The 13987-nt window shown below is 53.2% G+C and carries 12 protein-coding genes and 1 rRNA gene; 2 read left to right on the forward strand and 11 right to left on the reverse strand.

What is annotated here, in order from left to right; all coding sequences use genetic code 11:
• The first annotated feature begins 115 nt into the window (after positions 1-115).
• Positions 116-231 (forward strand): 5S ribosomal RNA (gene rrf / locus IM300_RS16565).
• A 319-nt stretch (positions 232-550) separates the two neighbouring features.
• On the opposite strand, the gene IM300_RS16570 is transcribed toward rrf, so the two are convergent.
• From IM300_RS16570 to IM300_RS16580, 3 genes are all read right to left on the reverse strand, one after another.
• Entirely contained in the window at positions 551-772 is a 222-nt protein-coding gene (locus tag IM300_RS16570) for a lipoprotein (RefSeq protein ID WP_003860364.1), read from the reverse strand.
• 248 nt (positions 773-1020) lie between these two features.
• The gene (locus IM300_RS16575) at positions 1021-4134 is read right to left on the reverse strand and encodes an efflux RND transporter permease subunit (RefSeq protein ID WP_193037476.1); all 3114 of its coding nucleotides are present in this window, start codon (positions 4132-4134) and stop codon (positions 1021-1023) included.
• A gap of 11 nt (positions 4135-4145) precedes the next feature.
• The gene (locus IM300_RS16580; RefSeq protein ID WP_193037478.1) at positions 4146-5282 is read right to left on the reverse strand and encodes an efflux RND transporter periplasmic adaptor subunit; all 1137 of its coding nucleotides are present in this window, start codon (positions 5280-5282) and stop codon (positions 4146-4148) included.
• Between the two features lie 395 nt (positions 5283-5677).
• On the opposite strand from IM300_RS16580, the gene envR reads away from it, so the two are divergent.
• Entirely contained in the window at positions 5678-6325 is a 648-nt protein-coding gene (gene envR, locus IM300_RS16585; protein WP_193037480.1) for an acrEF/envCD operon transcriptional regulator, read from the forward strand.
• On the opposite strand, the gene IM300_RS16590 is transcribed toward envR, so the two are convergent.
• The 8 genes from IM300_RS16590 to IM300_RS16625 all read right to left on the reverse strand — a co-directional run bounded on the left by IM300_RS16590 (position 6320) and on the right by IM300_RS16625 (position 13954).
• Positions 6320-8404, reverse strand: a complete 2085-nt coding sequence (locus tag IM300_RS16590; protein WP_193037482.1) for a bifunctional diguanylate cyclase/phosphodiesterase — start codon at positions 8402-8404, stop codon at positions 6320-6322. The genes envR and IM300_RS16590 overlap by 6 nt on opposite strands.
• A 139-nt stretch (positions 8405-8543) precedes the next feature.
• Positions 8544-8708, reverse strand: coding sequence for a DUF2556 family protein (locus IM300_RS16595; protein ID WP_063450987.1), 165 nt, complete (start codon positions 8706-8708; stop codon positions 8544-8546).
• Between the two features lie 177 nt (positions 8709-8885).
• Positions 8886-9182: a DNA-binding transcriptional regulator Fis gene (gene fis, locus IM300_RS16600; protein WP_000462905.1), complete on the reverse strand. Its 297-nt coding sequence runs from the start codon at positions 9180-9182 to the stop codon at positions 8886-8888.
• Between the two features lie 23 nt (positions 9183-9205).
• Positions 9206-10171 carry a tRNA dihydrouridine synthase DusB gene (gene dusB, locus IM300_RS16605; RefSeq protein ID WP_006812176.1) on the reverse strand — a complete coding sequence of 322 codons (966 nt, stop codon included), beginning with the start codon at positions 10169-10171 and terminating at the stop codon, positions 9206-9208.
• Positions 10172-10499: 328 nt separating this feature from the next.
• Positions 10500-11240: a carbonic anhydrase gene (locus tag IM300_RS16610; protein ID WP_193037484.1), complete on the reverse strand. Its 741-nt coding sequence runs from the start codon at positions 11238-11240 to the stop codon at positions 10500-10502.
• A gap of 137 nt (positions 11241-11377) precedes the next feature.
• A complete protein-coding gene (prmA, locus tag IM300_RS16615) occupies positions 11378-12259 on the reverse strand; it encodes a 50S ribosomal protein L11 methyltransferase (protein ID WP_017382703.1) in 882 nt (293 codons plus the stop codon).
• 11 nt (positions 12260-12270) lie between these two features.
• Positions 12271-13722, reverse strand: a complete 1452-nt coding sequence (gene panF / locus IM300_RS16620) for a sodium/pantothenate symporter (protein ID WP_063867532.1) — start codon at positions 13720-13722, stop codon at positions 12271-12273.
• Complete coding sequence (locus IM300_RS16625) at positions 13712-13954, reverse strand: YhdT family protein (RefSeq protein ID WP_022649569.1); 243 nt, start codon at positions 13952-13954, stop codon at positions 13712-13714. Before IM300_RS16625 ends, panF begins: the two co-directional genes overlap by 11 nt.
• Positions 13955-13987 lie beyond the last annotated feature (33 nt).

A 13987-nucleotide genomic window follows, 5' to 3' on the forward strand; every position in this document is an offset into this window, starting at 1 on the left:
ATATGGCTCAGTTGGTAGAGCGCACCCTTGGTAAGGGTGAGGTCCCCAGTTCGACTCTGGGTATCAGCACCACTTTATACTTAGGTTAAAGTTCGGCAAGAAGTAAAAGAATTTGTCTGGCGGCTTTAGCGCGGTGGTCCCACCTGACCCCATGCCGAACTCAGAAGTGAAACGCCGTAGCGCCGATGGTAGTGTGGGGTCTCCCCATGTGAGAGTAGGGAACTGCCAGACATCAAACAAGTAGAAAGGCCATCCGAAAGGATGGCCTTTTTGCGTTATGCGTACTGTTAAATCCCTCACCTCGTTAATCCCTCTCGCGAAATTCGCACATATCGGCGTATACCTATGCGTTTAACTGGCAAAATAGTGCGTATACATAAAGTAATCGAAACGCAGCAGGAGTGAGGTTACTGGCAGGGTTAACTGTGTAAAGCAGGAAGCGTAGTAGGGTGTTAAATAGAGTTAATAACGGGTAAAGCCAGGATGGAAAATATAAGCGCTTACATCACAACAAAATAAAAGCGCGGACATCGCCGCGCTTTTAAAAGCCTTATTTAGTCAGAGCAACAATACCCAGCGTCAGGCCCGCTATTGCCGCGGCACCACCGGCTATCGCACCTGCTGTTTCCCAGTTATCCTGGGTGGTGCCCTTCATGCAGGTATTGGTGTGAACCAGTCGGCCCTGATCGTCGTATACCGGTACACATGGAGAGTCGTGCGCACAGCCAGCAAGCAGCGCAGCGAGGAGTGCAACGGAAAGGAATCTTTTCATGATGTTACCTCAAAATAATCGCTTATTCGCTTCAGAGCCGATGCGGCAATTAACGAATTGATGATTATTTTACCACCGTGCTAATACCATGCAGAACAGTGAATAATCTCAATTTGTGTGGATTGTAAAAATCATGGAGAAAAGGAGCGGGTGGAGATAATTAATGGAGAAAATGTGAAGGATCGATATATTTATTCTGTTGTTTTCCGTAAATAAAAAAGGCACCCGAGGTGCCTTTTAATTTTTCATTAATCCTTGTGCTTTGTAAACCGTCTTCGGACAACCACAAAGAAAACAGGAACGAAGAAAATGGCCAGCAGCGTAGCTGACAGCATCCCGCCCATCACGCCCGTACCGACAGCGTTTTGTGCCCCACTTCCTGCACCACTACTGATTACCAGAGGCATAACGCCAAGGATGAATGCCAGGGAAGTCATCAGGATAGGACGCAGACGCATACGTGAGGCTTCCAGCGTGGCTTCGATAATCCCTTTGCCTTCTTTATCCATGAGATCTTTGGCGAACTCAACGATCAGTATGGCGTTCTTGGCGGATAAACCAATTGTCGTAAGCAGACCAACCTGGAAGTAGACGTCATTGTTCAGCCCGCGCACCGATGCAGCCAGAAGCGCGCCGATCACCCCCAGGGGCACAACCAGCATGACCGAGAATGGAATTGACCAGCTTTCATAGAGGGCAGCCAGACACAGGAACACCACTATCAGCGAAATGGCGTACAGGGCTGGAGCCTGATTACCGGAAAGACGTTCCTGGTAAGACATCCCCGTCCAGTCGTAGCCGATGCCGGAAGGCAGTTTCGACGCAAGGCTTTCCATTAACGCCATTGCCTCACCGGTACTTTTGCCTGGCGCAGACTCACCGAGGATCTCCATTGATGGCATCCCATTGTAACGTTCCAGACGGGGTGAACCGTATACCCAGTGAGAGCTGCTAAAGGCAGAGAAAGGCACCATTTCGCCGTTAGCGCTACGCACATACAGGCCGCTAATGTCTCCTGGCAGCATACGGAAGCGAGCGTCAGCCTGTACGTAAACTTTTTTCACGCGTCCATGATCGATAAAGTCATTCACATAGGTGCCACCCAGTGCTGTTGAGATGGTCTGATTAACATCAGATACGCTTACACCTAACGCCTGTGCTTTCTCCTGATCGACATCCAGCTTGAATTGAGGCGTATCCTCCAGGCCGTTAGGACGCACGCGGACCAGTAAATCTGGATGTTCTCTCACCATGCCAAGCAGCTGGTTACGCGCCTGCGTTAGTTGCGTATGCCCCAGGTTTGCCTGGTCAATCAGTTCGAAGTCGAAGCCTGTCGCCGTGCCCAGCTCAATAATCGCGGGCAGGTTAAACGGAAATACAAGGCCATCTTTGATCTGGCTGAACGCTTTCGTCGCACGGCTGACAATGGCGCTAACGCCGTTTTCATCGCCCGGACGTTCTTCCCAGGGCTTCAGGCTGACGAACGCGATACCGGCGTTTTGGCCCTGGCCGCTAAAGCTAAAGCCGTTTACGGTGAAGACCGATTCAACGTTCGCTTTCTCTTTCGTCAGATAGTAATCCTGAACCTGATCGAGCACCTGCTGGGTGCGCATCTGCGTCGCCCCTGCCGGCAGCTGAACCATCGTCATAAACACCCCCTGATCCTCTTCCGGCAGGAAGGAGGAAGGCAGGCGCAGGAACAAGACTGCCATGCCGCCGACGATGATGACGTATACCAGCAGATAGCGCCCGGTCTTACGTAAAATACCGCTTACGCTGTTGCTGTAGTGCTCCACGCTCTTATCAAAAAGCGCGTTAAACCAGCCAAAGAAGCCACCTTTCTTTTCATGATGCTCGCTGGCAACGGGTTTGAGCAGGGTGGCACAAAGCGCTGGCGTTAATATCAGCGCAACCAGCACCGATAAGGCCATCGCGGAGACGATGGTTAGCGAGAACTGGCGATAGATAGCCCCGGTAGAGCCTCCAAAAAATGCCATCGGTATAAACACCGCCGAAAGCACCATGGCAATGCCCACCAGAGCGCCCTGGATTTGTTCCATCGACTTCTGCGTCGCCTCTTTTGGCGGCAGCTTGTCCTCCACCATCACGCGTTCTACGTTCTCGACCACCACGATGGCATCATCGACGAGCAAACCTATCGCCAATACCATCCCGAACATCGTCAGGGTGTTAATGGAGAAACCGAACGCAGCCAGTACCGCAAAAGTACCCAGCAACACCACGGGCACCGCGATAGTCGGTATAAGGGTTGCCCGCAGGTTTTGCAGGAACAGGTACATCACCAGGAACACGAGAACGATCGCTTCAAACAGCGTCTTCACCACTTCATGAATTGAGATCTTCACGAAAGGTGTGGTGTCGTATGGATAGACAACTCTCAGGCCCTGCGGGAAGAAGGGCTGCAACTGCGCCAGTTTGCTCTTGATGGCGGCAGCGGTATCCAGAGCGTTTGCGCCAGTCGCCAGCTTGATCCCGAGCCCCGTCGCGGCCTGCCCGTTGATTTTGGTGACCATGTTGTAGTTTTCGCCACCCAGCTCAATGCGGGCCACGTCCTTCAGGTGGACCATTGAACCGTCCTGGTTCACCTTCAGCGTCACACGGCCAAACTCCTCCGGCGATTTCAGGCGCGTTTGAGCAATAATAGAGGCGTTCAGCTGCTGACCCGGTACAGACGGCGTCCCCCCCAACTGGCCCGCCGCAATCTGGTCGTTCTGGGTTTTCAGCTGGTTAATGACGTCCAGCGGCGTGAGCTGGTACTTATTCATTGCGTTGCTGTCCAGCCAGATTCGCATGGCATACTGCGCACCGAACAGCTGCACGTCACCGACGCCGGAAGTACGGCTGATCGCATCTTTTACGTTAGAAGCAACATAGTCGGAGATATCATCCTGGGTAAGGTTTTTATTATCCGACACGAAGCCCGCAACCAGCAGGAAGCTGCTGCTGGATTTTTCCACGCCGATCCCCTGTTGCTGCACTTCCTGCGGCAGCAGCGGCATGGCGAGCTGAAGCTTGTTCTGAACCTGAACCTGCGCGATATCAGGATCCGTACCCGACTCGAACGTCAGGGTGATGGTGACGTTACCGGCAGAATCACTGGTGGACGACATGTACATCAGATTGTCGATTCCGTTCATGTTCTGTTCGATAACCTGCGTCACCGTGTCCTGTACCGTCTGGGCATCCGCGCCAGGGTAGGTTGCTGTCACCGCAACTGCGGGTGGCGCAATGGTCGGATATTGCGCGACCGGCAGTTTTAAAATGGCCAGCCCGCCCGCAATCATCAGAATGATGGCGAGTACCCAGGCGAAAACAGGCCGTTGAATAAAGAAATTAGCCATGACGATATCCCTTAACTGGCTGGAGTAGCGGCGGTATCAGGAATAGCCACGACGGTGACGCCAGGGCGAACTTTTTGCAGGCCGCTGGTGATGACGCGGTCACCGTTTTTAAGGCCGTCCGTGACCAGCCACCGATCGCCAATCGCCTGCGGTGCAACGACAGTGCGAGATTCCACCTGATTTTTATCGTTTACCACAAGCACGGTGGCATCCCCGCGCGGTGTACGGGTTAACCCCTGCTGGGGAACAAGAATGGCATCCGGCTGCGTACCTTCATCGATGCGCGCACGGACAAACATACCCGGTAACAGCATATGCTGAGGGTTAGGGAAGAGGGCGCGAAGGGTGATTGAGCCGGTACTTTCATCTACCGTGACGTCAGAGAACTGTAGCGTTCCTTTTAACGGATAAGGCTGGCCGTTTTCCATCAGCAGCTCGACGCTGCTGGTGTCGCCCTTTTGCAGGCTCGTCTGCTTCAGACGCATAAAATCGCTGCTGGACTGGGTCACGTCGACATAAATTGGATCGAGCTGCTGAACCGTTGCCAGCGCAGTTGACTGACCATTAGTGACGAGCGCCCCTTCAGTAACGCTGGATTTACCAATTCGACCGCTGATTGGCGATGTGACTTTCGTGTAGGCGAGGTTGATCCGCGCGCTTTCAACGCCAGCCTTCGCGGCAACGACGCTCGCATCCGCCTGCTGAGCGGTTGCCACCGCCTGATCGTACTCCTGCTTGCTCACATATTGCGTACCGACCAGCGGAACGTAACGTTTCACCGTCAGATGGGCAATGTTTGCCGCCGCCTGCGCTTTTACCAGTTCACCTTTCGCATTGTCGTAGGCTGCCTGATAGGTGGCAGGATCGATCTGATAAAGGGATTCACCCGCTTTGACATCGCTGCCTTCGGTAAAATTACGGTGCAGAATGATACCACTGACCTGGGGACGAACCTCCGCAACACGATACGCATCTGTTCTGCCTGGTAATTCCGTCGTTACGGCCAGCGGCGCGCTTTTGACAATATGAACATTCACCTGGGGGGCTTGCGCATGCTGCTGTGAATTTTCCTGCCCATCGCACCCGGCGAGCAGTGCGGCACAGACAATGAAACCGGATAAGGGTAAGCGTCTGAAATGAGTCGTCATTACTGTTCCTTAAACTACCCCTAAACCGATAATTGCCGTGAATCGGTGAGAGGGTATGAGGCAAAAATAAAAATGTAGCTGCGTATAATAATGAGGGTATTTAATGTTTTTTAATTTATACGTGCTGGAGGGGCTTTAAAAAGTAAAAATCAGAATCTGGCCAGTGCTTTCAATATGCAATTTCTGTCAGGATAACCAGCGCAAATGTTTTGGGGTCGCTTTATTCATGTGTTTTGTGAATGCAATGCATTGAACTTATTTGACTGAATTATAAATTAAGCAAATTGACTTTTTTTGTGCAAAATGAAAATCGGTTATGATGAATACTTTTATTTATCCGACCCCTTCATTACGTTTGGTAGTGTATTAATCGTATGAGCAATGAGTAGCAGGCTATGGCGCGTAAAAAGAAAGAAGAGGCTCAAAAGACCCGTCAGCAGTTGATTGAAGCCGCTATCGGGCTATTCGCGACGCGGGGCGTGGCTAACACCACGCTCACCGACATCGCCGATGCTGCGCAACTCACTCGCGGGGCAGTTTACTGGCATTTTTCGAGTAAAGCGGAAATATTTAACGCCATCTGGGAACAGCAATTACCGCTGCGTGAGATGATTCGTGACAGGTTAGTGCTTTCCGAAAAAGATGACCCGCTGTTAATGCTTCGTGAACAATTTATTGTCGGCTTGAAATATATTGCAAGCAATCCCCGGCAGTATGCTCTTCTACAGATTTTGTATCATAAGTGTGAATTTCATGACGATGTGATTTCAGAATGTGAAATACGAAAGCGGATCGGTTTAAACGATGATTATCTTCGCAGGACGCTGAGGCAATGCATTGCTCGTAACATCATCTCGTCACAAACGAATATTGAACTTGCGGTAATAGTTTTCCACGCCTTTTTTAGCGGAGTCATCAAAAACTGGCTAATGAACAGCAACAGTTTCAATTTGTACCAACAGGCGCCGGCGCTGGTGGATAATATTCTGGCGACGCTGCATATCACCCGAGTAACGCCAGTGGTTTACGATGCGGCCTCATGACGGCGTCCGGGGTGGCGACATCTCCCCGTGCTGGCACTGTTCCTTAATCGCTTGCGCGGTGATCGGTTTGCCCAGCAGATAACCCTGTAGCGTATTACATCCCAGTTCTGTCAAAAACGCCTGCTGCGCTGCGGTTTCCACCCCTTCCGCCACAACCTTCAGATTCAGCGTTTTTGCCAGAGCGACAATCGCCGAGACAATCGTTGCGTCTTCGCTCTCTCCACTTAACTCTTTCACGAAAGCGCGATCGATTTTTAACTCACAGGCGGGGAGCCGCTTAAGATAGAGCAGGCTTGAGTAACCTGTACCAAAATCGTCTATCGAGGCTTTTACGCCCGCATCCGTCAGCGCTGTCAGGACGCGAACGCTTTCGTCTGGATTGTTCATCGCCGTGGTTTCGGTCACCTCCAGGATCAACATACCGGGCGGTACGCTATGGCGCGACAGACAATCGAGAACCGTTTTAACCAGCGTCGGCTGTTCGAACTGCAACGTAGAAAGATTCACCGCCATTGACCAGTCCGTGTGACCCTGAAGATGCCATTCACGCAGCTGGCGGCAGGCCTCGTCGATGACCCAGTTTCCAATGGGAATAATCAGCCCGGTTTTCTCTGCCAGCGGCAGAAACAGCTCGGGAGACAACAATCCCTGTTTTGGATGCTGCCAGCGTAACAGCGCTTCAAATCCAAGTACTGGCCCGGCAGGGGCGTGGAATTTAGGTTGATATACCAGGCGTAACTCATTACGGTCGATGGCCTGCCACAGATCGTTCATCAACTGAAGATGCGTCTGCGCCAGCGTATTCATTGACGGCTGGAAGAAGTGATAACCGTTGCGACCCATATGTTTTGTGTGATACATCGCCGCATCAGCGTTAAACATCAGTTCACGATCGGTGTTGCCGTCGTGCGGATAGAGCGCGATGCCAATGCTCAGGGTGACCATCAGCTCGTAAGGATCGAGATGGAACGGGCTATCAATAACGCGCACCAGTGAATTAGCCAGTGAGGCTGCATCATCCGGGCTGTCAGTTTCGGCCAGCAGGACGAATTCATCCCCACCGATACGCGCCAGCGTGTACTGACCTTTCAACTGCAACAGCAGGCGCTGAGTCACAGCAACCAGAAGCTTGTCACCGACGTCATGACCGTAGGCATCATTAACGGTTTTAAAACCATCGAGATCCATAAACATCAGCGCGAAGGCGCTCCCCTCGCGATCGGCCTTGCTGATAGCCTGATCGAGACGATCCCCCAGCAGAATGCGATTGGGCAAACGCGTCAGCGTATCATGTAACGCCAGCTGTGCGAGCTCGCGGTTAGCTTCTGCCAGCGATGAGGCCAGCAGCGAGGTACGAGCCTGAAGGCGGGCATCGAACATCGACACCAGTAATGTGATCCCCAAAATAGCAAGCGCGACCACGCTTACCAGTACCGCCAGCCAGCTACCGTTAATGCCATGATGGTGGACCATCGTCGACACCGGAAACTGGGCGGCTTCCATGCCGGCGTAGTGCATACCAGCGATAGCGATGCCCATGGTGATCGCCGCCCCCAGCCGCATCAACGCCATTTGTGCGGCTTCCTGTCGTAAACGGAACGTCAGCCAAAGAGCGGCCAGTGACGCGGCCAGGGCAATGACCACAGAGATGGCCACCCACGTGTTATCCCAGACAATACCCGGTGTGACTTCCAGTGCAGCCATTCCGGTGTAGTGCATGGCAACAATGCCCGCTCCCATCACGGCTGCGCCGGGGAGCAGCCGTTGCAGACGCAACTGCTCACCGCTAACGAGCCACAGGGCGAACATCGATGAGCTGATGGCGATAACCATCGAAAGCACGGTCAGGGCCGCGTTGTAGCTCATGCTCATGGAAAGATCCATCGCCAGCATACCGATGAAATGCATCGCCCACACGCCAATCCCCATCGACACCCCGCCGCCTGCCAACCAGACGCGCGCAGCGACGCCCTGGCTACCGGCAACGCGCGCAGCCATATTCAGTGCGGTATAGGCGGCAAGAATGGCGACAACAAAGGAGATGACGACGAGGATTTGGTTGTATTGGCTAACCAGCATGGTCTGTTCACTCGTTGGGGGATGTTAAGCAAGAGCGGTTGGAAAGGGCACAGACATTATCATCGTCAGGAAATGACGAAAAGTGATTTAAATCCCTGTTTTTATTAGGTGATAGCAGGGATGGCGCAGGGGGTAGCGGTTAGTCCAGCTCTGAACAGTTCACCAGTTTTAGCGGATTTACGGAATTCATATTGCGACATTTATCGGTTTCAGTGCTCATCAGTTCAATCCACTGCATCAGCAGCGCATCGAAAAGGAAAACAGAGACAGCAAAAACGACCAGCCACCAGTATTTACGAATCATGTGTCATTCCGCGAAAAGAGAGCCTTTAACGTGCTGGAAATATACACGAAAAGCGGGCGTTGAAAAGTGGGGAACGAGAAGGTTTACAAAGGTTGACGGTCGCCCATTTGGGCGATAAAAAAGGCGCTTCCCCATGCCGAAGAGCGCCTTTTTAAACAAGCAGTTAGCTAATCGAAATTAGTTCATGCCGTATTTTTTCAATTTCTTACGCAGGGTACCACGGTTGATGCCCATCATCAGGGCAGCGCGGGTTTGATTACCACGGGTGTATTGCATCACCATGTCCAACAGTGGCTGTTCAACTTCAGCCAGTACCAGCTCATACAGGTCATTAACATCCTGACCGTTCAGTTGAGCAAAATAGTTCTTCAGTGCCTGTTTAACCGAGTCACGCAGGGGCTTTTGAGTCACCTGATCCTGAGAGTTAACGGTAGATACGGTCAGTACGTCAGAATTTACGCGTTGTTCGAACATAGTTCTGTCAGCTCTTTATTTCATTACGCAAGATTTTCGAAGTATGCCTCCAACGCCTCCAGCTGTTCGCTGGCATCCTCAATGGCGTTGAATGTGCGCCGAAACTGGTCATTTGGAGCGTGCTCCTGGAGATACCAGGAGACGTGTTTACGCGCAATTCGGTACCCTTTTGCCTGGCCGTAGTGGTCATGCAGTTCCCGAACATGCGAACAAAGCAAGCGCTTAACCTCTGCCAGAGGCAGCGGGGCAAGCAGCTCCCCAGTGTCCAGATAATGCTGGATTTCCCGAAAGATCCAGGGTCTTCCCTGAGCGGCACGTCCTATCATCAGAGCATCAGCTCCCGTATAGTCGAGCACAGCTCTGGCTTTAAGCGGGTCAGTAATGTCGCCATTCGCGATAATCGGAATGGAAACTTTCTGCTTAACTGCCCGAATGCTGTCGTATTCAGCTTCACCGTTGAACAAACAGGCGCGAGTGCGTCCATGAATGGTCAGGGCCTGAATGCCACAGTCTTCGGCCAGTTGGGCAATCTCTACGCAGTTACGGTGTTCCGGCGACCAACCCGTGCGAATCTTTAACGTAACAGGAACGTCCACTGCGCTGACAACCGCCGTCAGGATTGACTTCACCTGGTCGGGGTATTGCAGAAGGGCTGAACCTGCAAGCTTGCGATTCACCTTTTTGGCCGGGCAACCCATATTGATATCAATAATCTGGGCGCCACTTTCCACGTTAATACGCGCGGCATCTGCCATTTCTTCAGGCACGCTTCCGGCAATTTGCACGGTGCGAATACCTGGCTCATCAACGTGCACCATCCGTAGGCGGGACTTATCGCTTTCCCAAACCTGCGGGTTAGACGACATCATCTCGGAAACGGTCAGTCCTGCTCCCATCTCGTAGCACAGCGTCCTGAACGGCCGGTCGGTAATACCTGCCATGGGTGCTGCGATCAGGCGATTTCTGAGCTGGTGGTGTCCGATGCGCATGAGTTAAGAAATGACCATACTGTGACTGCAAGGCGGCGTATATTACGCATTTTTTGCACGAGATGAAAGGCCAAACTTTGAACAATCCACTGCTGTAGATCAATGAATCGCCAGTCATACTTTTGGGATAAGATTATTCGCTATTTAAATCATTGGGTTATGAATAAATGAACGTTTTGTGGGCTCTTACAATTTCCCGTAACTTCTCATCATTTCTGAATAAATGAATCAATTGTCCGGGATAATCTGCTGCGATATGCAGCAGATTAGGGTGCTTCTTGCAATCTGTGTCGCCTTTCAGCACAGGATATCAGCGCAAAAAATCGACTTATTCAACCACCAGGCGGCCATGAAGCGGCTGGACCGGGCGGTTGTTATCGTGATGCATGATATGAGTGAATTTTTGAAGCTGTTCAGCAGAGACGGTCAGCGGCTGCTTAAGCACCAGCCACGTTACCCCTTCTGAGCACGGCGGCGTGGTCAGAGAGCCGCTGAAGCGCCAGTAGGTTTTATCCGCGGGCAGGAGTTTATTGATATCGAGGGTTGGCTTGATCGTGACGTTCTGGTCAACCTGTCCTGGCATCACGCTCCAGAGTTTATCCAGCTCAGCGTTTGCCGCACCCTGGTCGAACATAACGGCAACGACCGTCAGTTCGCCGTCAGCATTTTTGTGCACCAGATGCATTTCCATCGCGTATTTTTTACCGTGCACCGTGTTTTCGGATGGCGCATGGAAATGGAACTGTTGTAACGTCCAGGTCTGTTTATCAAGCGTGATGCTGTCGCGTGTATCGGCGTTTTCACTCGCCTGGATAGTATGGCCGTTGTTTGTCAGGGTGACCGGGCCGTCGATGTAGTGTGTTTCCAGCGGAGTGATATGGGCTTTGACCGTGCTATCAATGTTAATCGGCGACTGATACATCCCGCTTTTACACGTTTTATACGCCTCGTCCAGTTCGCCCCAGTGCTCCGGTGCGCCTTCTCCCTGATAGCTCCAGTGTGATGCGTAAGCCGAAGCCGACATCATGCTCAGCGCCAGCAGCGCTGCCTTGCATGCAATATGTTTCATCGTATTCTTCCTGTGAATTTTATTATTCAAATCAATAATTAACATTATTGTTTGCAGGGCTATTTTATCGGAGAAAAGATGAAGGCGGGAGGGAAAACCGAAGGGGAAAGGCGTGGTCAGAGGACCACGCCAAATGCTTATTTTTTACGACCGGTGATGCGGCACCACTCTTCTTTCTCGACGACCGGGTCGAGCGCAAAGAGATCGGCGTAGGCTTCGCAGACGCTGTCTGCCTGGCTTGCCAGAATGCCGGACAGACCCAGCAGGCCGCCCTCAACCGGCAGGACGCTGATTAACGGCGCCAGCTCGCGTAACGGGCCAGCCAGGATATTCGCGACCACCACATCGGCTTTCATGGCCTCTGGCTGTGCATCGGGCAGATACAGTTCAAGGCGATCGGAAACGCCGTTACGCTCGGCGTTATCACGGCTGGCCTGAATCGCCTGCGGATCGATATCGATCCCGATGGCTTTGGCCGCGCCCAGCTTCAGCGCCGCGATAGCGAGGATCCCGGATCCGCAGCCGAAGTCGATCACGGTTTTGCCTTCCAGATCCAGCCCATCCAGCCATTGCAGGCACAGGGAGGTTGTCGGGTGAGTACCGGTTCCAAACGCCAGACCCGGATCGAGCATCACGTTCACCGCGTTTTCATCCGGAACCTCGCGCCAGCTTGGGCAGATCCACAGACGCTGACCAAACTGCATCGGATGGAAGTTATCCATCCACTCGCGTTCCCAGTCTTTGTCTTCCAGCTGTTCGATTTTATGCGCGAAGCCTGCGCCCAGCAGCGGATGGTTTTCCAGAATCGCCACCACCTCTTTCATGTCGGTTTCTGCATCAAACAGGCCGATAACGTCGGTATCGCCCCACAGGCGCGTTTCGCCCGGCAGCGGCTCAAAGACCGGCGTGTCATGGGTATCCTGGAAAGTGATAGAGACCGAACCGGCTTCCATCAGCGCATCACTCAGTTCTTCGGCGTTCGCGCCGGTTGTGTTCAGTTTTAATTGGATCCACGGCATGGCAAAACTCTTTATTTATCAGTAGACATCAGGGTGGCGGGTGGTACGGGGCGGCCGAAACGGTTACCCACCACAAACGCCAGTAAACTTAACAGCAGCGAGGGCACAATCGGGTGAAAGCCCAGATACTGAATTTTAAACGTTGCGAGAACGGCATACAGAACGCCCCCGACGATCATGCCGCTTAACGCACCCGCGGCATTAGCGCGTTCCCAGTACAGGCCCAGCACCAGCGGCCACAGGAATACGGCCTCAAGCCCGCCAAAGGCGAGCAGGTTCAACCAGATGATCATCTCCGGTGGACGCCACGCGGCCAGCAGCAGCAGCGCACCCAGTACCAGGGTGATCGCGGCCGACATACGCTTCAGGCGACGCTCATTTTCAACCTGTTCAGGGCGCAGGTTCAGGTAGAGATCTTTAATGATCGTAGCGGAACTTTGCAGTAACTGGGCGTTGATGGTCGACATAATGGCCGCCATGGGCGCGGCGAGGAAAATCCCGGCGGCAAACGGCGGCAGCACTTTTACCATCAGGGTCGGGATGACCAGATCCGGCACGGTAAGGTCAGGGATCACCGCGCGTCCCAGCGCGCCCGCCAGGTGCATGCCAAACATCAGGATCGCCACCACAATCGTCCCGATGATGATCCCCCGGTGCACGGCTTTGCTGTCTTTATATGAGATGCAGCGCACGGCGGTATGCGGCAGGCCAATGACCCCAAAGCACACCAGCACCCAGAACGAAGTCATGAAGGTTGGAGAGAGAATATCATCCGCCCCCTGCGGCGAGACCAGCTTCGGATCGATCGCTTCCAGAGTTTCAACCGCATGGCCCAGGCCACCCGCGGCATGCACGATGCCGACCAGAAGAACGAGGGTGCCTACGAGCATGACCAGCCCCTGCATCGTGTCGTTCAGCACGCTGGCGCGGAACCCGCCAAACGCGGTATACAGCGCGATGCTGACGCCGAAGATGACCAGACCCGTCTCGTAGGGGATCCCGGCCGCCGTTTCCAGCAGGCGCGCGCCGCCGATGAACTGCACGGTCATCGCCCCGATGAACGCCACCAGCAGGCTCAGGCTTGCCAGCCATACCAGCAGGCGGCTCTGATAGCGGGCAAACAGCATATCGTTCAGCGTCACGGCATTGTAGCGGCGGGCCAGGATGGCAAATTTTTTACCCAATATGCCAAGCGAGAGCCAGATGGCAGGAAGCTGGATCATGGCCAGCAGTACCCAGCCCAGTCCGTACTTATAGGCCGCGCCGGGGCCACCGATAAACGAGCTGGCGCTGATGTAGGTGGCGGTCAGCGTCATCGCCAGCACGACGCCACCCATTGAGCGGCTCCCGAGGAAATACTCGTTCAGAAAGGTGCCGGTCGAACGTTTGCGCATCGCATAAACCGACAGGCCAAACACCAGGAACAGGTAAGCGATAAGGGGCAGAATGACTTCAAGCTGCATCATCGTCCTCCAGAGAAATATCGCGATAGATGAATTTCACCATCGCCCAGCACAGCACAATAAACACCAGCGGCAGCAGCAGGCAGGCCATTTCAAACCAGTGCGGAAGGCCGGTTATGCCGATAGCTGAATCAGGTAAGTAAGCAGTTACTAACCAAGCAGCAAGATAGAGAAGGGTCAGCCACAGCGCCCAGCGCGCTTCTTTATGGGCCTGAACAAAACGCTTGTCCATTTTTTGTCCCTTGTGGATGAAGAAAGCGGGGAT

The sequence above is a fragment of the Enterobacter cloacae complex sp. I2 genome (genome assembly GCF_014896205.1).
Lineage (GTDB): Bacteria > Pseudomonadota > Gammaproteobacteria > Enterobacterales > Enterobacteriaceae > Enterobacter > Enterobacter quasihormaechei.

Coding starts and splice junctions, on each gene's coding strand:
- envR (WP_193037480.1), top strand. CDS start 5,678: ATGGCGCGTAAAAAGAAAGAAGAGGCTCAAAAGACCCGTCAGCAGTTG.
- fis (WP_000462905.1), bottom strand. CDS start 9,182: ATGTTCGAACAACGCGTAAATTCTGACGTACTGACCGTATCTACCGTT.
- IM300_RS16595 (WP_063450987.1), bottom strand. CDS start 8,708: ATGATTCGTAAATACTGGTGGCTGGTCGTTTTTGCTGTCTCTGTTTTC.
- IM300_RS16625 (WP_022649569.1), bottom strand. CDS start 13,954: ATGGACAAGCGTTTTGTTCAGGCCCATAAAGAAGCGCGCTGGGCGCTG.
- dusB (WP_006812176.1), bottom strand. CDS start 10,171: ATGCGCATCGGACACCACCAGCTCAGAAATCGCCTGATCGCAGCACCC.
- prmA (WP_017382703.1), bottom strand. CDS start 12,259: ATGCCGTGGATCCAATTAAAACTGAACACAACCGGCGCGAACGCCGAA.
- panF (WP_063867532.1), bottom strand. CDS start 13,722: ATGCAGCTTGAAGTCATTCTGCCCCTTATCGCTTACCTGTTCCTGGTG.
- IM300_RS16570 (WP_003860364.1), bottom strand. CDS start 772: ATGAAAAGATTCCTTTCCGTTGCACTCCTCGCTGCGCTGCTTGCTGGC.
- IM300_RS16575 (WP_193037476.1), bottom strand. CDS start 4,134: ATGGCTAATTTCTTTATTCAACGGCCTGTTTTCGCCTGGGTACTCGCC.
- IM300_RS16590 (WP_193037482.1), bottom strand. CDS start 8,404: ATGCTGGTTAGCCAATACAACCAAATCCTCGTCGTCATCTCCTTTGTT.
- IM300_RS16610 (WP_193037484.1), bottom strand. CDS start 11,240: ATGAAACATATTGCATGCAAGGCAGCGCTGCTGGCGCTGAGCATGATG.
- IM300_RS16580 (WP_193037478.1), bottom strand. CDS start 5,282: ATGACGACTCATTTCAGACGCTTACCCTTATCCGGTTTCATTGTCTGT.